This is a genomic window from Nonomuraea sp. ZG12 (assembly GCF_052068115.1).
Classification (GTDB): Bacteria; Actinomycetota; Actinomycetes; order Streptosporangiales; family Streptosporangiaceae; genus Nonomuraea.
Window position 1 is genome coordinate 114,338 of record NZ_JBQHCW010000025.1, and the last position, 19,186, is coordinate 133,523.

The 19,186-nt window shown below is 70.5% G+C and carries 13 protein-coding genes and 3 pseudogenes; 10 read left to right on the forward strand and 6 right to left on the reverse strand.

The window, feature by feature from the left end; all coding sequences use genetic code 11:
* Positions 1 to 121 precede the first annotated feature (121 nt).
* The 4 genes from ACTMTF_RS40375 to ACTMTF_RS40390 all read left to right on the forward strand — a co-directional run bounded on the left by ACTMTF_RS40375 (position 122) and on the right by ACTMTF_RS40390 (position 4,249).
* Entirely contained in the window at positions 122 to 565 is a 444-nt protein-coding gene (locus ACTMTF_RS40375) for a DUF6623 family protein (RefSeq protein ID WP_441115398.1), read from the forward strand.
* Positions 566 to 695: 130 nt separating this feature from the next.
* Positions 696 to 1,715 carry a LuxR C-terminal-related transcriptional regulator gene (locus ACTMTF_RS40380; protein ID WP_441115399.1) on the forward strand — a complete coding sequence of 340 codons (1,020 nt, stop codon included), beginning with the start codon at positions 696 to 698 and terminating at the stop codon, positions 1,713 to 1,715.
* Positions 1,716 to 1,807: 92 nt separating this feature from the next.
* A complete protein-coding gene (locus ACTMTF_RS40385) occupies positions 1,808 to 2,248 on the forward strand; it encodes a hypothetical protein (RefSeq protein WP_441115400.1) in 441 nt (146 codons plus the stop codon).
* Between the two features lie 81 nt (positions 2,249 to 2,329).
* Entirely contained in the window at positions 2,330 to 4,249 is a 1,920-nt protein-coding gene (locus tag ACTMTF_RS40390; protein ID WP_441115401.1) for an FUSC family protein, read from the forward strand.
* Here the strand turns inward: ACTMTF_RS40390 and ACTMTF_RS40395 are convergent.
* Positions 4,246 to 7,092 carry a helix-turn-helix transcriptional regulator gene (locus ACTMTF_RS40395; protein WP_441115402.1) on the reverse strand — a complete coding sequence of 949 codons (2,847 nt, stop codon included), beginning with the start codon at positions 7,090 to 7,092 and terminating at the stop codon, positions 4,246 to 4,248. The two genes, ACTMTF_RS40390 and ACTMTF_RS40395, sit on opposite strands and share 4 nt — an antisense overlap.
* 196 nt (positions 7,093 to 7,288) lie before the next feature.
* On the opposite strand from ACTMTF_RS40395, the gene ACTMTF_RS40400 reads away from it, so the two are divergent.
* From ACTMTF_RS40400 to ACTMTF_RS40410, 3 genes are all read left to right on the forward strand, one after another.
* A complete protein-coding gene (locus ACTMTF_RS40400; RefSeq protein ID WP_441115403.1) occupies positions 7,289 to 8,221 on the forward strand; it encodes an MBL fold metallo-hydrolase in 933 nt (310 codons plus the stop codon).
* Complete coding sequence (locus ACTMTF_RS40405; protein WP_441115404.1) at positions 8,218 to 9,705, forward strand: carboxylesterase/lipase family protein; 1,488 nt, start codon at positions 8,218 to 8,220, stop codon at positions 9,703 to 9,705. The genes ACTMTF_RS40400 and ACTMTF_RS40405 overlap by 4 nt, the downstream gene beginning before the upstream one ends.
* A gap of 330 nt (positions 9,706 to 10,035) precedes the next feature.
* Positions 10,036 to 11,220, forward strand: coding sequence for a DUF2786 domain-containing protein (locus tag ACTMTF_RS40410; protein WP_441115405.1), 1,185 nt, complete (start codon positions 10,036 to 10,038; stop codon positions 11,218 to 11,220).
* A 197-nt stretch (positions 11,221 to 11,417) separates the two neighbouring features.
* Here the strand turns inward: ACTMTF_RS40410 and ACTMTF_RS40415 are convergent.
* Positions 11,418 to 11,817 (reverse strand): annotated as a pseudogene (locus tag ACTMTF_RS40415) (SCO family protein).
* A gap of 26 nt (positions 11,818 to 11,843) precedes the next feature.
* Between ACTMTF_RS40415 and ACTMTF_RS40420 the strand changes: the two are divergent.
* Positions 11,844 to 11,990 (forward strand): hypothetical protein, encoded by a 147-nt coding sequence (locus tag ACTMTF_RS40420; RefSeq protein WP_441115406.1) that lies wholly within the window; start codon positions 11,844 to 11,846, stop codon positions 11,988 to 11,990.
* On the opposite strand, the pseudogene ACTMTF_RS40425 reads toward ACTMTF_RS40420, so the two are convergent.
* Both ACTMTF_RS40425 and ACTMTF_RS40430 read right to left on the reverse strand, forming a co-directional pair.
* Positions 11,957 to 12,436 (reverse strand): annotated as a pseudogene (locus ACTMTF_RS40425) (MFS transporter); the annotation flags it as partial. The gene ACTMTF_RS40420 and the pseudogene ACTMTF_RS40425 overlap by 34 nt on opposite strands.
* 18 nt (positions 12,437 to 12,454) lie before the next feature.
* A complete protein-coding gene (locus ACTMTF_RS40430; protein WP_441115407.1) occupies positions 12,455 to 13,003 on the reverse strand; it encodes a nuclear transport factor 2 family protein in 549 nt (182 codons plus the stop codon).
* 364 nt (positions 13,004 to 13,367) lie between these two features.
* Between ACTMTF_RS40430 and ACTMTF_RS40435 the strand changes: the two genes are divergently transcribed.
* Positions 13,368 to 14,972, forward strand: a complete 1,605-nt coding sequence (locus ACTMTF_RS40435) for a BBE domain-containing protein (protein WP_441115408.1) — start codon at positions 13,368 to 13,370, stop codon at positions 14,970 to 14,972.
* Here ACTMTF_RS40435 and ACTMTF_RS40440 read toward each other — a convergent pair whose 3' ends face one another.
* The gene (locus ACTMTF_RS40440) at positions 14,973 to 15,650 is read right to left on the reverse strand and encodes a response regulator transcription factor (RefSeq protein ID WP_441115409.1); all 678 of its coding nucleotides are present in this window, start codon (positions 15,648 to 15,650) and stop codon (positions 14,973 to 14,975) included.
* Complete coding sequence (locus tag ACTMTF_RS40445) at positions 15,590 to 17,482, reverse strand: sensor domain-containing protein (protein WP_441115410.1); 1,893 nt, start codon at positions 17,480 to 17,482, stop codon at positions 15,590 to 15,592. The genes ACTMTF_RS40440 and ACTMTF_RS40445 overlap by 61 nt, the downstream gene beginning before the upstream one ends.
* A gap of 1,022 nt (positions 17,483 to 18,504) precedes the next feature.
* Between ACTMTF_RS40445 and ACTMTF_RS40450 the strand changes: the two are divergent.
* Positions 18,505 to 18,753 (forward strand): annotated as a pseudogene (locus ACTMTF_RS40450) (helix-turn-helix domain-containing protein); the annotation flags it as partial.
* Positions 18,754 to 19,186 lie beyond the last annotated feature (433 nt).

Below are 19,186 nucleotides of genomic sequence, written 5' to 3' on the forward strand. Positions count from 1 at the left end.
CCGTGGAGCGACCGGGACGCCGAAAGCCTCGAAATGCAAAGCCGGCATGCGAAACAGAACCGTCCCCCAACGAATCCGGCTCCCGAAAATCCACAGCCAACCGACCACAAGGAGTACGACGATGTCGAAGTTGTACGCGTCATGGCAGCACGGGTTCACCGCCGTGGCCGAAAAGCCCAGCACGAGCGCACTACGCCAGGGGTTCGGCGCGACCTTCACGCTTCCGGCGAACGGGGGCGACTGGATCCACCTGGCCATTCCCACCCCGGTCATCGTCGAAGACCGCCGAGCCGGCCTGGACAGGGTGCTGATCCTCTTCAACGCACGAGAGACCAGCGCGCTTCTCCACGTGCACGTCTGGGACGGCCCGAACCAAATCCTGGTCAGAGACAACCTCAAGATCAAAGGTGATCACTCGCACGGCATCGACGGGAACAACGTCTTTCCGGTAGGCCGCGACGGCATCGGCTGGGGGTGCGGGATCTCGTTGTTCTTCACCGCCGGTGCGAGCAACAGCCACGTCTTCATCGCCGGCTTCGGCGGGGACTTCCGGCACGACATCTGACTGGACCGGCGCTCCGCACCGGGAGTACGCCCCGGTGCGGAGCCCAACCGATGGCGCCTGACAGGGGCACTGCCACCCACGGCCGCATATTCGCCGGTCAGCGCGGTCCGTCCTGGCGCACACTGGAGGCATGGTGACGGTGGGTAGTCGACTGTATCAAGGTCTGTGTGCGGCGCTGACCCCCGGCGCCGGGCTGGAGGCGGTGGCGGCGGAGCTGTCCCGGGTGATCGCGCCGGTGGTGCCGCATGACGCGCTGCGCTGCGGGGCGAACAATCCGTCGTCGGGCGTGGGCGTCACCACACTGGCCTTCTGGCACGGGTACGCGCCCGATCTCGGTCGCGAGCTGCTGAGGCCGGACAACGTGGGATCGGCCGTGCGGGAGCTCGCCGGCCTGGCGCAACAGCACGTCCCGGTGGCCGTGGCCGACCGTCGGCTCCGCTCGGGCGCGCATGACCGGCTGCTGGCAAAGTACGGAGCCGGTGAGGAACTGTGCCTCGCGCTGCGGGACCCGCGTGGCGTTTGGGGAGTGCTCTGCCTGGTGCGGGAGACCGGCAGGCGGCCGTTCGACGACGCGGACGCGCGGCGGCTGGCGGAGGTCGGGCCCTCGTTGGCCGCCGCGCTTCGCCGCTATGTGACGGCGCAGCCCATCAAGCCCTCCGCGCACGAGCCGCCGCCGGGCATGCTCGTCATCGGAGCCGACAACCGGATCAGGACGATGACGCCCCAGGCGCTGCCGTGGCTGAGAACGATGAAGGCGCAGCTGGCCATACCGGAATGGCTGGCCGAATCCTCGTTCGCGTCTCTGGCGGCAGCGGCGCGTGAGCACCCGCGGTGTCTGCGGCTGTGCGTCCCCTCGGTGGGATGCGGCTGGTGGACCACCATCGAGGCCCAGCCGCTCGGCGACGACGGCGACGTGGCGGTCATGATCCAGCGCGCGAGCGGTACATTGCTGATCCCCTCGTTCTGCGACTGGTACGGGGTCACCACCCGCGAACGCCAGATCATGCAGCACCTCTACAACGGTTCCGCGCCCAAGCAGATCGCCCGCGCGCTCGACCTGTCCGTCCACACGGTCAGCGACCACATCAAGGCGCTCTCCCGCAAGACCGGCACGAGCGGCCGCGACGAACTCGTCGCGGCCGTCAGGTGACACCCCGGCACACCCACGTCGGAACCGATGCTCTGGGGCGGGATGCGGGTGGGGTGGTTGCTGGTCGGCGTCCCGCGAGTGCCGCGTGAACGGTGGAGCAGCGCACCGGTGGCTTCGCGGCGCCTGGCGGCGATTTCCTCGCGGCCAAGGCGGTCTTCACCGGCCTGGGCAAACAGGCGGGCCGGGAGCGGATCGGCATCCATCACGTCCTGCTCGGCCTGCTGTCCCGCCGGCGCCCTGATCCGGCAGCGGTGCTGCTGCCGCACGCCCGCTACGGCCTCGGCGTGATCGAGTTCGACCGCGCGGGAATGGACGGCCTGACCGTGCGTGGCGTCAGCGGCACCCTCCCGGGGCCCTTCACCCTCGCACTGAGCACCGACGACGGAACTGCCCGGCGGAGCGGCGGCGGGAGCGAAGCCGCTCACGGTGACCCGCCGCCCGCTCGACGGGGCCACCGAAACGCTCGACGGCGTGACGACCGCCCACGACAGCTGCGGTCAAGGCCCTCATTCTGCGCATGCCGCGACTTGTGAAGTGCAGTCATTCGTCCGATACCCCGGGCGGGTCGCGCGTCCGCATGATGGCCGGGGAACCGGACGATCGCGAGGAAACCGATGGGCACTCAACTCCGGCGGGCGGCACGCGCGTGGGCTCGCCTCAGCGCAGGCGATCCCGGGCTCGTCGGCACGACCACCGCGCTCAGAGCCGTCGCGGGCATCGCGCTCACCCTGGCCGTATTGTCCTTCACGGACCTGCCTGCCGCGTTCCTCGTCGCGGGCTGCTTCGCCCCCTTCACCGTCGCGCTGGCCGTCGGCGACAGCCCCGCGCGAGAGCAGGTGTTCACGGTCGGCGCGGCCGTGCCGCTGGTGTCCGCCGTCCTCCTCGTGGGTGCCGCGCTCGCGCCCTTCCGCGTGGTGGCCGAGGCCGTCTTCGTCCTGTTGATCTTCTGGGCGGTGTTCGTCCGCAGATACGGGCCACGAGGACAGGCGCTAGGGATCTTCGCCTTCATGGCGTACTTCCTGACCCAGTTCCTCGACACACGGCTGAGCCAGTTGCCCGGCTTGTACGCTGCCGTGGGCGTCGGTTTCGCCGCCGAAGCGCTGGTGGGCTTCGGCCTGCTGCGGGCGACCCCCGCCAGGAAGCTGCGGCGGCTGTGGCGTGCCTTCGACCTTCATCTGGAGCACGTCGTGCTCGGTGCGATCGAGGTGGTACGGGCGGGACGGGACGACACGCGCCTGACGCGGTCACTGGAACGCCGGATCGCCAAGCTGCACCGGAGCACGCTGATGATCACCGATCTCCTCAGCCGGGGACGCGCCGCTGACTCGGCCCGGCAGGGGATCGTGAGAGCCGAAGTGGCCGCGCAGCGTCTGGCGGTGCTGGCCGTCCGCTCCGTTCCGGCTTTCATGGGGACGACGCGCGACCGAGCCCCTGCCGCGCTCCTGGACGTCCACCACGCGATCGGCGAGCTGATGCGTGCCGTGGACGGGCTCCGATCGGTCGCCGACGCCCCCTCGGACCGCGGCCCTCGTACGAAGGGCGCGGCTCACCGGCTGAGGCGTGTCGCGACGCGGCAGGCCGTCCAGGCCGCCGCGGCGGCGGCCATCGCCGTCGTGATCGGCGAGTTGACGTCCTCCGAACGCTGGTACTGGGCCGTGCTCACCGCGTGGGTGGTCTTCGTCAACACCGAGAGCTTCGGGGAGGTTCTGGTCCAGGGCTTCCAGCGCCTGCTGGGCACCGTGCTGGGCGTGGCGTGCGGGCTGTCGATGGCCGCCGTGGCCGGTGGCGACGTGCCGCTGGCCCTCAGCGTGTCGCTGGTCTGTGTCTTCGGAGTCTTCCGCACCCCGTCGAACGCCTACTGGGCCGTGACGTTCTTCATCACCTGCTTGATCGCCATGGCGTTCGTCCTGCTCGGCACGTTCTCGGCCGAACTGCTCGCGCTGCGCACCTGGGAGACCGCGCTCGGCGTGCTGTGCGGGGTGTTGGCAGGAGCGCTCGTGCTGCCTACGACCGTGCGCGGGGCCGGTGGCGAGCGGCTGCTTGAGGTGCTGCGTGCCCTTCGGCGGACGCGTACCCCGGGAGGGGACGCGCTGCTCGACGCCCATGAGCTGGATCGGGCTCTGGAGGACCTGCGCGGCTCCCTTCGCCCGCTGACCCACCCGCTGAACCCGCGCCGAGCCCGCCGAGCCCGCGCCCGCCACCTGCTCGCCCTGCTGGAGTCGTGCGCCTACCACGTCCGCAGTCTCGCCGCCGTGACCGCCGCGGCTCAGATGGGCGAGGCAGGGTGCGAGGTCCGCGCCGTCGAGCGCATCCGGGTCAACCTGGACCAAGCGATCCGCCTCATGGAGGCCGGCGCGTGGCCCGCGATCTCCTGCCACGACGACCGGCGCACGCTGGCGCGGCTGGCCGCAGACCGCCGGTGGCGCGGCGATCGTACGTCGCGCGAACTCTTTCACGTGGACCGCCTGGACAAGGCGACGGCCGAGCTGGCACAGACCTTCGACGGCGGCCGTGTCCTCTGCACGACGACCTAGTCGGGCATGCCGCCGTCCACAGCCGCCGCCTCCACCACGTCGCGAAGCTGGGAGCGGGCGGTGACGCCCAGCTTGGGGAAGGTGCGGTAGAGGTGGGAGCCGACGGTACGCGGCGACAGGAAGAGCCGTTCGCCGATCTCGCGGTTGGTCAGCCCGCGGGCGGCGAGCCGGACGATCTGCTGCTGTTGCGGAGAAAGGCCGGCGATGGCTCCGGGGTCGGCCGGGTGGACGTCCAGACCGGCCGCTCGCAGTTCCGCCTGCGCGCGTTCGCTCCACGGAAGCGCGCCCAGTCGGCGGAAGGTGTCGTACGCCGAGGTGAGGAACGGCCGCGCCTCGGCGATCCGGCGGCGGCGGCGCAGCCATTCCGCGTACTCCAGCAGCGTCTGCGCGCGCTCGAAGGGCCAGCGTTCCAGGGTGGGATCGGCCAGGGCCGCCAGGAAGGCGGGCTCGGCGTGCTCGGGTTCGGCGAGCAACGCGCGGCTGCGGTGCACCAGGCTCCGCAGGCGGGGCGAGCCGCCCCGGGCGAGGGCGCGGGCCGAGCGCTCGACGATCTCGATCGCCTCGGCGTGACGGCCGCTGCGCGCGGCGGACTCGGCCAGCTCCGGCAGGGCCGGGTAGGAGGCGTGGTAATGGACGGGATCGCCGTTGGTGTCGAAGATCATCCGCGCGTGCTCGTAGGCGGCCTCGTGGTCGCCTTCGGCCATGGCGGCGGCGGTCAGGGCGCGGTGCGCGTACACGGCGACCGATCGGCTCTCCAGCGGGTCCACCAGGCGCAACGCCTCGTCGGCGAGCGCGCGGGCAGGTGCCGCGTCGCCCTGGGACGCCACGACCATGGCCTCGATGGCGTGCGCGCACGCGACGGCGTGGCCGAGTCCGGCCGCGGCCGGCAGTGCGCCGAGGGCGGCGCAGACCGCACGGGCCTGATCCCAGCGGCCATACTCGAAGTAGGCCAGCGCGATGACGCCGCCGAGCCCCTCGGGGAGCGGTCCTGCGGTGTGCCATGACTGGACGGCCTCGTCGAACGTCCGGACCGCCAGCGGGGTCTCGTCCAGCACCCACGCCGCGATGGCCAGCGCGGTCAACCGTTCGGGTCGACCACCCGCACCGGCGCCGCGGCCGACCCCTCCGCGATCGCCCGCTCCAAGGCCGCCCCCGGCTGCGGCGATCATGTCAGGCAGCCGGGGCGCCAGTTCGCGTCCGCCGCCGAACGGGTCCGACACGATGCGCGCCCACTCCCGCAGCGCTCCGGCGGGCAGGCGCGGCAGGAGCCGGTCGATCTCCCGCCGCTGGGACTCCTCGCCTGAGTAGAAGCGCAGCACCGCGGCGGCGGCGAGCGCGTCGAGCGCGATGGTGGGGTGGGTGGCCGCCAGGTCGCCGGCGATCGCGGCCATGCTGTTGAAGCCGGCGGCGTGCTGCCTGGTGAGCGCGGACAGTCGCCCGACGTGCAGTGAGGCGGTGGCGAGCAGGACCGGGTCGTCGGTGCGGGCGCGGGCCCGGTCGGCCAGCGTCTTCACCCAGGACAGGTCCCCGGTGAAGACGGCCAGGCCGGCCGCGTCCGCCAGCAGCCGGGCGCTGTCCTCGCGCCCGGGACGCAGCTCCGCCGCGCGGGCCAGCGCCTTGGCCGCCGCCGCGTAGCCGCCTCGCCTGCGAGCCCTGTCGGCCGTCTGCTCCAAGGCGGCCGAGACCTCCGCGTCGGGGTGGAGGGTGGCGGCGGCGAGATGCCAGGCATGGCGGTCCGGTTCGTCACGCAGGGCATCGGCCAGCGTGCGGTGGGCCTCCATGCGGGCGTCGAACGGCGCCGCGTGGTAGATCGCGGAGCGGACCAGCGGGTGGCGGAACCGTACGTGACGGCCTGCCCGGCGGACCAGCCCGGACTCTTCGACGGCGGGCCAGGCTTTGTCGTCGGCGTCGGGCAGCAGCGCCAACACGGCGTCGGGTGGATCTTCCAAGTCGGCGGCGGCCAGGAGCAACAAGGTCCGCCGACCGGCTTCCGGCAGCTCCGCCAGCCGGGCGGCGTAGATGGCCGCCAGTCGCTGGCCGACCGGCAGCGGGCCGTGGTCGTCCGGGTTGAGCGATGCGTTTTCGGCCAGTTCGAGCAGGGCCAGGGGGTTTCCTGCGGCCTGGTCGAGCACGCGTTCCCTGATCCTGCCCGTCAGGCCGGGCACGCGCAGGCCGAGCAGCCGCCGGGACGCCATCGGGTCGAGCGGGGGCAGCACGAGCGTCGGTGCCCCCTCGCCGAAGTCCCGCCCCCGGCCGAAGCCCGGCCCGCCGTCGCGTACGCCGGGCGGCGGTGCGACGGGGTCGTCGTCGCGTACGGCGGCCAGCAGGGTGATGGGGTCGTCGTCCAGCCGGCGAGCGGCGAAGGCGAGGACGTCGGCGGATGCGGAGTCGATCCACTGGGCGTCGTCGAGCACGACCACGAGCGGCGCCCGTTCGGCCACCTGGGACAGCAGGGTCAGGACGGCGACCCCCGTCAGCAGGGGGTCGGGGGCGTCGGGCACGAACCCGAAGGCGCCGAGCAGCGTCCGGCGCTGTCGATCCGGCAGGTGGGCCGCCTCGTCCAGCACCGGCCGAAGAAGCTGGTGCAGGCCCGCGAAGGCCAGGTCTCTCTCCGACTCGCGACCGCTCGCCCGCAGCACCCGATGGCCTGCTTCCTCGGCGCGGCGGGCCGCGTACTCCAGTAGCGTGCTCTTGCCCATCCCCGCGGCTGCGGACATGAGCAGGACCCGGCCGCCACCGGATGCGTCCGCCGCCAGAGTGGAGAGCCGCTCGACCTCGGCGTCCCGCCCGACGATCGCGTCACGTTCCGCCGTGACGCGGGAGCCCGGCGCCCGCTCGTGCACAGGCCCTCCAAAGATCTCATTGAGCAGGACCGCAGGGTCGTCGCAGGTCCGTTCCCCTTTCTGCCACGGTAGCAAGCGCGTGGCCGCAGCGGATGCAGTCACCTGACGCATACCGCCGGCCCCGGGCGGCGGCGCACGATGGACGGGCGGCGGATCTCACCGCACTCATCACCACTCGTCTCATTGAGGAATACTCATGCCTGCCAACCAGATCACCTTGGGTGACGTCTCGATCACGCGGATCTGGGAGTACTACGGGCCCGTCGAGATGACGCCCGAGACGTTCTTCCCGGAAACCTCGCCACGTACGTGGGAGAAGCACTCCTCCTGGCTGGAGCCGCACTTCGTGGCCCCCGAGACGCGGATCGTCAACTCCGCGATCCAGACCTGGCTGCTCCGCAGCGAAGGCAGGAACATCCTCGTCGACACCGGCGTCGGCAACCACAAGGAGCGGCCCTACGCGCCGGTCTGGGGCCACCTCGATACCGACTTCCTCGACAACCTGGCCCGCGCCGGCGTGCGGCCCGAGGACGTGGACCTCGTGATCAACACCCACCTCCACATCGACCACGTCGGCTGGAACACCTACCTGGACGGCCGCAGCTGGGTGCCGACCTTCCCCAACGCCACGTACGTGATGCCCAAGGCCGACTTCGACTTCTGGAACCCGGTCAACGAGCACCCGACGGTGTTCGGGCGGGGCAACCAGAACGTGTTCGAGGACAGCGTCGTCCCCGTCCACGAGGCGGGCCTGACCCTGCTGTGGGAGGACACGTACACGATCGACGCCAACCTGCGCCTGGACCTCGCGCCCGGGCACACCCCGGGGTCCTCCGTACTCACCCTCCGATCGGGCACCGACCTCGCGGTGTTCGTCGGCGACATGCTGCACAACCCGGTGCAGCTCATCGAGCCGGACACCAACAGCTGCTTCTGTGAGGACCCCGCGGGCGCCCGCGCCTCCCGTGGCAAGGTCCTCGGCTGGGCCGCCGACAACAACGCCCTGGTCATCCCCGCGCACCTGGGCGGGCACGGCGCCGCCGAGGTGGTTCGCGAAGGGAGCGGGTTCGCCGTCAAGAGCTGGGCTCCGTTCGACTCCTACGCCGAGACCTCGAAGGACGCCCGATGAACCACCACGCGGCAGACACCGTCGTCACAGCGCAAGGTGCCGTGCGCGGCCTGAGGCGCGACGGGGCGACCGTGTTCCTGAACATCCCTTATGCCGCTCCGCCGACCGGCGCCGCCCGGTTCGCCGCGCCACGACCGCACGCCCCTTGGCACGGTGTAAGGGACGCCACGGAGCCAGGGCCGACTGCGCCGCAGGCCGAACGCCGGCTCGGCAGCGTGGACATGACCCCGTACTTCGGGCCGGGCTGGATCCCCGGCGAGGACTTCCTGACCGTCAACGTGTGGACACCGGGGGCCTCCGGGGAGCGGCTGCCCGTGATGGTGTTCGTGCACGGTGGCGGGTTCGTGGCGGGCTCCACCCGGTCGGAGATCTACGACGGGTCCGCCTTCGCCCGCGACGGGGTCGTGCTCGTGACACTCAACTACCGGCTGGGCATCGCGGGCTTCCTCGACCTGCCGGGTGCGCCCGCCAACCGCGGCCTGCTCGACGTGATCGCCGCCCTGAGGTGGGTACGGGAGAACATCGCCGCGTTCGGCGGCGACCCGGCCCGCGTCACGTTGTCCGGCCAGTCCGCGGGCGCCACGATCGTGGGCGGTGTGCTGGCCGCGCCCGAGGCCGAGGGGCTGTTCCGGCGCGCGATCGTGCAGAGCGGCAGCGGCCTGGGTGCCTTCACGCCTGAGCAGGCCGCCCGCGTGACCCGCGCCACGGCTCACGCGCTTGGGGTCGAGCCTCATGCCGACGCCTTCGCGGGCCTTCCCGACCGGCGGTTGGTCGAGGTCATGTCCGAACTGTCGGGCATCGACCTACGGACCGAGACCCACGGTGACCCGCTCATCGGGCTCAGCCCGTTCAGCGTCGTGCTCGACCGGCAGCCGGCCGAGGCCGTCGCCGCGGGCCGAGGCGCGGGCGTGGACCTGCTGGTGGGCACCAACACGGAGGAGGGCAACCTCTACCTGGCACCGTTCGGGAACCTGTCCACCTCGACGACGGCGGACGTGGACGCCGCCGCGGCCCGCTCACACCCGCAGCCCGCCCGCCTCGTCGAGATCTACCGCAAGGCCAGGCCGCAGGCGTCCGAAGGAGAACTGCGCTCGGCCATCATGGGTGACGCCCTGTTCGGCGTGGGAAGCCGGCGCCTGGCCGACGCGCATGCGGGGCGGGCCGCCGCCACCTACCGCTACTCGTTCGCGTGGCGCTCGAACGCGCTGGGCGGCGAGCTGGGCGCCACCCACGCGGTGGAGTTGCCGTTCGTCTTCGACGTCACCGACCTGCCCCGGCTGCGCGGTTCACAGGCCCTGCTCGGTCCGGACGAGCCGCCGTCGGACCTGACCGTCCGGATGCACGCGGCCTGGGTGGCCTTCGCCACGACCGGCGATCCCGGCTGGGACCGCTACGACACCGGGCGGCGGGCCACCATGCGCATCGACGGCGAGTGGAGCGTGGTGGACGATCCGCACGGCGAGGAGCTCCAGGCGTGGCACTGACCCTTCGCGGATCGCCGAAGCTGAACGGGAAGGGTGGCCCGGCGAGGTCGAAGGACTCCACGTCAGCCTCGCTGGTGCCAAAGCGGCTACACCGGTCACCTTGTCGCCGGTATCGTTTCCGTACGCATCAGCACAATCCGTGCGCAGCACGACGGCCCGTGCGGCGCTGAGGCCGGGGGCCACGGCGAACGCCTCGCGCAGCGTGACCAGGAGCGCAGGGTCAGCCGGGGTCGGTCAGGACCTCGCCGCCTTCCCACCGAGGCAGTGAGCAGGGACGAGGCTCCGTCACGGTAGGGTTCTGGCGGACTTTCCTCAAGGTGGACGGCACGGGTGAGTAAGGCTGATGAGCTGATCGGCGCGGCGATGGAGGCGCTTGCCTGCGAGGATCAGGCCGCCTTCGACTCCGCCGCCGCCTTCCTGGCCGACCGGGACGATGCCGATCGCGTGCTGGTGGAGGTCGTGACCCGTGCGATCTCAGGGTTGTGGCGGAACGGCTGGCAGCCCGCCGACGTGGTCAGGATCGCGGCCAGACGGCTGACCGACTGGCACGGGCGGGCGGCGGCTGACCTCATTGCCTGGGAGATGCGGGCCTACGCGCCGGCCACGGTGGATGAGCGCTGGCGCGACCAACTCGCCGGCCTGGAGGCCGCGGTGTGGTGGAAGGGCGGTTACCTGACGGCGCGGCAGGCGCGCGACGGGGCCGGCCGGCTGGTGACCGTCTCCGGTGTGCTGGAATTGTTGGGGGTGCTGACCGGGCTGCCGCGGCTTGAGTCATTGAGCCCGCCGCCCGGGGCCGCTCGCCGTAGGGTCCAGGCACGCTCGCACGCGGTCAGCGAGAAGACGCTCGCGCGGGTGCGGGCGCTGCTTGCCAAGGCGGAGTCGACGACGTACGAGGCGGAGGCGGAGACGTTCACGTCGGCGGCGCAGAGTTTGATGGCGAAGTACAGCATCGACGAGGCGATGCTGGACGCGCAGCCAGGCGGAGGAGAGGCCCCGGCGGGCATCCGGGTCGGCATCGACGCGCCGTACGAGCAACCCAAGGCCATGCTGCTCAACCTCATCGCCGAAGCCAACAGGTGCCGGGTGATCTGGTCGAAGGAGCTGGGGTTCGCCACCGTGCTGGGGTTCTGGGCGGACCTGTCCTGGGTGGAGATGCTCTTCACCTCACTGCTGGTGCAGGCGCAGACCGCGCTGGTGAACTCGGGCACCAAGAAGCACGGCACCGGCCGGTCGAGGAACAAGGCGTTCCGCCAGTCGTTCCTGTCGGCGTTCGCTTCCAGGATCGGGGAGCGGCTCGCCGAGGCGACGGCGGCCGCGGTCTCGCAGGAGAGCGCCAGCCGGGGCACCGACCTGGTGCCGGTGCTGGCGGCCCGCGAACAGAAGGTGGAGCAGGCGGTCGAGCGCATGTTCCCGAACCTGGTCTCGCACGCGGTCCGCACGTCCTGGGACCGGGAGGGCTGGGCGGCCGGCCGTAACGCCGCGGATCAGGCCAGCCTCGGGGCGCGGGACCGATAGGGCCTGTATCCCTGTTCAAACGGCTGCGGTCATTCAAGAAGGCCGAACAGTGGTGGACCGGGCTACTGCATCGCAGCCGACCCCGGCCTGGAGGGCCGAGTGCTGACGGACTGGGTGGGATGAGAGATTGTCACGCTCCGTTCTGTGGAAGCCCGGAGGTGAGACTCCTCCGGGCCACCCGGCGAGCTGTGCCCGAGTCAGGAAGTAAGGTGCAAGCGGAGTCGGGATGAAACGACATCCGCAGGTATGGCATCCGGAAAATGCGTCACATACTCCCCTGCCGGGGAGATCAGGTAGCTGATCGCGGTGTGTGGAACCCGATAGCCTCCCACCTCCGCGGGATCGTCCACGCGGACAGCGAACGTCCGGAATTCTTGCATGACCGATTTGATTTCCGCTGTGGTCCCGGTAAGCCCCGTGAAACGTGGATAAGAGGTCAAGAACTCCTTCATCACGGTCGGTGTATCCCGGTCCGGGTCGACCGTGGTGGGTGAACCCGAAGAACACGGGCTGCCATCGGCCGTGAAAACTGCTCTCGGTCACGCGACGCCCGAGATGGCCGGTCAGCGAGAATCTGGGGTTGGTCGGAGCGCTCATCCCACCCTCCTGAAGGTGAATTCCTGATGGTCGTAGGAGGGCCTGAGGACGACGTCATCGGCGTCGATCCGGAGCCGAGGATGAGCAGGGCCATCACCACGAAGATCCCGAACCCGGACCGCCATCCGAACAGCTGTGTCAGCCCGCCCGTGACGAGCAGACCCGCGGCGTAGCCGCTGCCACCCACCGCTGCCCAGAGCCCCAGCGCGCGATTTCGCACCGGGCCTTCGGGGAAGGTGATCGCGATGATGGCCATGGCCCCCGGCACGGTGAATGCGGCCCCGATCCCCTGGACGACGCGACCGGATATGAGCATGACCGGGCCCGTGGCCGTCGTCGCGATGAGCGATCCCAGACCGAAGATACCGACGGCCACCAGAAAGGCGCGGACGACTGGCCGACTGCGTCGGCCAGTCGTCCGCCCAGCAGAAGCAAGCCCCCGAACACCGCCAGATAGGAACTTACGAGGAGTTGGGAGGCGGCAGGGCCCAACTGGAGATCGGCCGTGATTTGCGGCAACTGCATGTTGACATTCGCGAGGTTCATCCCCTCGAAAAGCATCGTCGCGCAGAGCACCCCAGAATGTACAGCTGCCCCGAGGAGAACTTGTCACCGGCATCGGTCAGGGATCTTACCCTCACTTCCGGCCCTCATGACCGCTCGCCCTGTTGACGTTCTCATCGGAAGGCTTCGAGTCGATTTCCGTGCCGGTCACGCGTGAGGCGGCCACCTGGTAGAGACTGTCGTCGCCGTCGATCGGGCCGGTGCGCCCGACCGCCCATTTCTTGATGCGCCAACCGCCCTCGGTGCGGATCAATTCCAGCTTCCATTTTCCGCGCATAGAACAGTAATTGACGGGCCCGGGAGCGTCCTGCAAGTGGTGATAGGCGAGCACATACGCCCGGCAATGCGCGACGTCGCCCTCCAGCTGGATCCGGATATTGGACACCACGTGGTCGGTGGCGTCGAACCCCTCCAGCGCGTTCCGTGCTCCGTCGGCTAATTCTTCGACGGCCACCTCCTGAGGAGGGGAGCCCAGATGCGAGGACAGGTCGACCACCACCCGGGAGGTGAAAATGTGCGGGAAAAGGTCCCAACTGCGCTCATCCTGCGCATAGGCCAGCGACGTGACCAGATCGCTGATCGCGATGCGGTCGCCCACATGGCTACTGATAGTGGACGTCATGGAACGACTCGATTCTTTGTAGCTTGATCTGCCGCCGGACGATCAAGGAGACCTCGACGAAGCCACCGTGCCACGGGGACGAAGAAATTGGGAATTCCTATTGCGAAAACAGCAAAAGGCGAACGCGGCAGGGCGGAGGATCAGCGAAGCGCTGAGGGGGTCACGGTGATGAAGACGCCGCCGCAGACGGCCACCACCAGCGGTCCGGCGATCAGCCGCGGCGGCCACCGCCGTCAGCGGCTCTTCGGCTGACTGGGGGTTATCTCCCATCACAGACGGGTGCCAAGGCCGTTGTCCGCCCGGTGATCACGCTCCTAGCGTTGCCATCGCACGGATTTCAGCTGCGAGCAGGAGGTGGTCGATCGTGAGCAAGGTGACCCGCCGCGGATTCATGGGCGGGGCGGCGGCAGTCGGCGGAACGGCGGTGCTGGGCCTTGGCCCGCCGTCAAGGGCGGAGGCTCAGGAACTGGGGCCGGTCCGGATAGCCCCGAGTGATCCGCGCTATGCGGATCTCGTCGTGCGCCGGACGAATCAGCGGTTCGACCCCAGACCGGAGTACTTCCACGTGGTCGGCTCGACCGAGCAGGTGGAGAAGGCCGTGGAGGAGGCGGTCGGAGCCGGTAAGCGGGTCACCGTGCGCAGCGGTGGCCACTGCTACGAGAACTTCGTCGGTGACGGTGCGCAGGTCGTGATCGACATGTGCGAGATGTCAGAGGTGTACTTCGACGACAAGCGGGGCGCGTTCGCGATCGAGGCGGGCGCGACGTTGATGCAGGTGTACCGGAAGCTATACCTGGGCTGGGGGGTGACGATTCCCGGAGGCCAGTGCGGCGGGGTGGCGGCCGGCGGCCACATCGCAGGCGGCGGCTACGGCCAGCACTCGCGCCGGTTGGGCGCGGTGGTCGACTACCTGCATGCCGTGGAGGTCGTGGTGGTGGACCGCTCGGGGCGGGCACGAGCGGTGGTCGCCACGAGGAATCCGTCCGACCCCAACCATGACCTGTGGTGGGCGCACACGGGCGGCGGAGGCGGGAACTTCGGCGTCGTGACGCGCTACTGGATGCGCGACCCGAAGGCGAAGGGCAAGGATCCCCGTACGCTGCTGCCCAAGCCGCCACCGGCCCTGCTGGTCTGTCACCCGGCCTGGTCGTGGAGCGATATGACCAGGGAGTCCTTCACCACTTTGCTGCGCAACCACGGCGAGTGGCACGAGCGCAACAGCGCCCCCGGCTCGCCGTACGCGGGGCTCTGGAGCGCGCTGATCATCCAGAGCCGCGCCCAGGGGGCGGATCCCGGCGGCATGATCCTGCCGACCATGATGGACGCTTCCGTTCCGAACGCCGACCGCCTGCTCACCGAGTACTTCGCGGCGCTGACGCGAGGAGTGCGGGCGCGGGCGTACATCCCTCCGGTGCGACGGCTGCCGTGGTACCACGCGGTCAGCACGCAAGCGCTCGGTAGCGACCAGGAGTCCGGGAGGTTCAAGGCCAAATCCGCCCAGCTGCGCCGGCGGTTCACCGATCGGCAGATCGGGGTCGCTTACGACCACCTCAGCGTGGCCGGTCCGGCCTCTTCGAGCGGAGTGATGCTGCTGGCGTCGTACGGCGGGCAGGTCAACACCGTGGCCGCCGACGCGACCGCCGTGGCCGAGCGCGACTCGATCCTCAAAGCGCTCTATCTGGGCACCTGGACGGAAGGGGAGAGCGCCGAGCGCATCGCGTGGGTGCGGCGCTTCTACCAGACGATGTACGCCGACACGGGCGGCGTACCCGTCCCGGGCGGCGCCAACGGTGGCGCCTACATCAACTATCCCGACATCGACCTGGCCGATCCGGCGTGGAACACCTCCGGCGTGCCCTGGTCCACGCTCTACTACGGCGGCAACTACCCGCGGCTGCAGCGGGTGAAGGCCCGCTGGGACCCGCGCGGGGTGTTCCGGCATGCCCTGTCCGTCCGGCCCACCCGTTGATCAAGGCCCAGCGGAGGGCGGCGGCCCCGGCCGTGCGTGGTTGAGGAACGCCAGCACGGCCAGGACCCGGCGGTTGGTGTCGTCGGTGGCCTCTAGGCCGAGCTTGACGAAGATGGCGGCGATGTGCTTGCCGGCCGTACCCTCGCTGATGTTGAGCTGGCCGGCGATGGCGGCGTTCGAGCGCCCCTGCGCCATGAGCTGGAGCACCTCGCGCTCGCGCGGGCTCAGCGACGCGACCGGGTGCAGGGGCGAGGTACCGCCGAGCAGCTTCGAAATCACCTGCGGGTCCATGGCGGTGCCGCCGGCCGCGACCCGGCGCAGCGCGTCGACGAAGTGGCCCGTGTCGAACACCCGGTCCTTGAGCAGGTAACCGACGCCTCCGGCGCCGTCGGCCAGCAACTCGCGGGCGTAGATCTGCTCGACGTACTGCGACAGGACCAGGACGGGAAATCCGGGACGGCGGGTGCGGGCCTCGATGGCGGCTCGCACCCCTTCGTCGGTGTAGCTGGGCGGCAGGCGCACGTCCACGATCGCGGCATGCGACTGGTGCCTGGCCAGGGCGTCGAGTAATTCCTCGCCGGTGTCCACCGCGGCCACGATCTCGATGCCGTGGGCTCTCAGGAGGTGGGTGAGCCCTTCTCGGAGGAGGTAGACGTCCTCGGCGAGGACAACGCGCATGGAATCTCCAAGGTAGCAACGGTCGGTCCGCCCGGTGGGCTGGACAGGATCAGAACTCCGTCGAATCCGTCGAGGCGGCTCCGGATGCCGTGCAGCCCGCCCCCGCGCAGGGCCACGGCGCCGCCCCGCCCGTCATCGGCTACGGTGACCGTCAGCACGCCGTCCGCGTGGCGCAGCTCCACCAGGACCCTTGACGCGGCGGCGTGCTTGGCGGCGTTGGTCAGCAGCTCGGACACGGCGAAGTAGACCGCCGCCTCGATCGGTGCGGCCACCCGGCCCGACAGGTGCACGCGAACCTCCGCCTCCAGCGGAGCGTCCATCGCCAGGGTGCGTACGGCGTCGGCGAGCCCGCGGTCGGCGAGCACCGGCGGATGGATGCCCCGGATGAGCTCGCGCAGCTCGCCGAGCGCGACCACCGACATGTCCTTGGCACCGGCGATCATCGCCTTGGCCGCCTCGGGATCCTGATCGACGAGCCCTTCCGCCGCCCCCAGCGTCATCCCGACGGCCACCCACCTGGCCTGCGCGCCGTCGTGGAGGTCGCGTTCGATCCGGCGCAGCTCTGCGGCCTGGGCGTCCCGAATCTGGGCGCGGCTGCTGGTCAGCGTGTCCACCCGGCTCGTCAGCAGCGCCGCCCTGGTCGGGCCGAGCAGTGACCGGCTCAGCAGGGCATGGCAGCGCAGCAACGCCGGCGCGACCGCCATGCCAAGGGCGGCGGCGACCAGACCGGCCACCGGAGCCGGGACGCCCGACCACGCCGGGACGGCGGCGTGCAGCAGGTCGTCGGGCGACCACGTCAGCCCGGTGAGGAGGCCCAGCGCCTCGGTCCACAACCACAGCCAGCACAGCACGGCCAGCCCGCCGACGATCAGCACGGCCGGCCCGGCGAAGAGCACGGCGGCGACGGGCACCTCCAGGAACAACCACGCCAGATCCCGCCACGAGGCCCGGTCGCCTGCCATCCACCGGAACCGCCGCGCCCGCACGGCGGCTCCCCGCGTCTGGTAGACCGTGCCGACCGGCCCCCATCCCAGCCGGTACGACCCGTCCGGCTCAGGGTCGGGCAGCGGAGGCTCGGGGCGGTACGGCTCGCCGATCCGCACGCCCGTCCACTCGCCGATCCGGGCCCGGCGCCAGGACACGAAACGACGCGAGCCCAGCACCGTCTCAGGCCACAGCCGCACCGGCATCAGCCCGATCGCCACCACCTGGGCCACGGCGAACACCATCGCCACCCCGGACAGCGCGACGCTCGCGCACAGACGCGCCCCGGCGACGACCCTCGCCCCGACGGCCGCCGCGACGCGGCCTGGCACACGGCGTGACGACGGCGCGAGCAGCACCCGGGTCCAGCGGGCGTGCAGGTGCAGCAGCCGGGGCCCGAGCGCGAGGCCGAGCAGCATCGCTACGGCGCCGGCCGGGCGGTGGAACCACAGCGCCGTGAGTCCGCCGCCGATCAGCGCCGGCGCGAGTCCCGCCAGCACGCCGCCGACCAGCGGGTTGAGCATCATCCACGACAGGTCGCGCGCGGTCGCCGGATCGCGGGCGATCCACCGCAGCCGCGCCAGGTAAGCGGGCAGGAACGCCGAGCGGAACAGCGCGTCGCCGTCGCGATACCAGCCGTCGGGATCACGTACGGGCGACGGCGGAGCCGGACGGTAGGGCGAGGCGATCTCCACGCCACCCCATCGGGCGGCCAGCCGCCGGGCCAGCGCCGGCAGCCGGCGGCCCTGTTCGACGAAGAACGCCGGAGACGGCAGGCCTGCGTGCGCGCCCACGAAGATCACGACCAGGAGCGGCGGTCCCAGCAGCGCGAGCCCTGCCAGCGCCATGCCTCGCAGGGGCGCGCTCGGATACCCGACGAACCTTCTGCCTCGCCCCACCTCACGCCTCCACGAGCCTCACGATCCCGGCCACCCTGGGTCGCCGGTCGATGCCAGGAGGCGAAGCTCGCCGTCGCCACCTTCCGTCTCCGACTCCGCCGGTGGCCTTCCCATCGCCGGAAGCCGAACGCCTGATCGGCGACCTCTACTCATCGAGCCTGGACTTCGGCGTGATCTGGGACCTCAACGAGGTCGGTCACCTCGGGCAAGGAGTCAAGGATCTCGCGGTGCCAGCGTCGGGGGCGCGTCCGCATGCAGGACCAAGCGCTCAGCCTCGATGCGTTCGCGGTTTCGGACTGGTGATCCACAACTTCCTCCCCGCGGGCTAGCCTACTGTCCTGAGGTGGCCGCGAAGTCCTCGTGGCCCGGCACTGCGAGCAGTCTGATCTTGCCCCCGGCCTCGCTTCCTGGCTGGGCATGAACACGACGAGCGCCTGCGACTGATCCTCGGTGAACAGCGCCCGGCAGCCGACCTCGATCCGGCCGAGGAACGGCTTCGTTCCGCTGGAATCGCGGCGGAAGGAGGCCGTTCGTCATGGGGCAGGGGCGGTGAGCGCGGTGATGAACGGCGTGATGAGCATGGTGTGCATGGGATTGGTACGGGCGAGCACGGTAGGAGTACGGATAGGCCAGAACAATGTCCTACAAGGGTGTCGTGGCGTGCGTTTCCCTAGCTCAATGCCGTGATCAAAGCGCGCCCTGCGGAATTCGAACCTGCGACCGTCATTCGTCCGGACCATGGAGCGACGGTCGCAGCGGCCGCTGCACGCCGGTGCGTAGCAGCGCCGTGGCGCGAGGGCGGTCAGGCTCAGTGCGTCGAGCACCGGTTCCTCGGGACACCGACCGTTCCACCTCGGCGACCCGGCTGCGGGCACTGGAACAGCTGGCCGAACCGATCACGCTGCGGGACATGGCACGACATGCACACATGAGCGTACGCACCTTCACCCGCCGTTTCCCGCAGTGAGGCGGGCATCAGCCCACTCAAGTGGCTGGCCCAGCGGCGTCTGGCACACGTACGCCTGCTACTGGAGTCCACCGACCTGACCATCGCACGTATTGCCACCGCCTGCGGCTTCGGCTACCCGGTCGCACTGCGCAAACAGTTCTACACCTGCGTGGGCCTGTCTCCGGTGGCCTACCGCCGGGCGCACGACGCACCGGAGCCGGCTGGTCGAGGTGGGAGATCGGTCCGAGGGCTTCCGGATCCTCATCCGTGACCGGCTGCGACGTTCACCACTGCGTTCGATGAGGTGTTCACCAGTATGGGCATCCGGGTTCTGAAGACACCGCCTCGGGCTCCGCAGGCGAGTCGGCGGCGGTGACGTGCGCGGCGGCCAGTGTGTGCGGGACGCAGCGTTCGACGAGTCGCATCGGCGCGAGCCCGGCGTAGCCGATCAGGTGCTCGTCGAAAGTCGGGTGGCCTTGGCCGAGGCATAAAACAATCGTACGCGAGAGGTACCTGTCCGGGCGGGTTGCTGGAAGCGTGAATAACTCCCAACGCCCCAGCCCTGAGGGTACCTCTCGGCATTTCAGGACGTTTTCCTCAGATCTGCTTCGGTGGAGCCGAGCTCAGTGAGGTGATCTCAGCCAATTGCCGGTAGGTAGTCATGCTCGAAATGGGTGAGGACGAGTGCTGCGCGGGCGATGTCG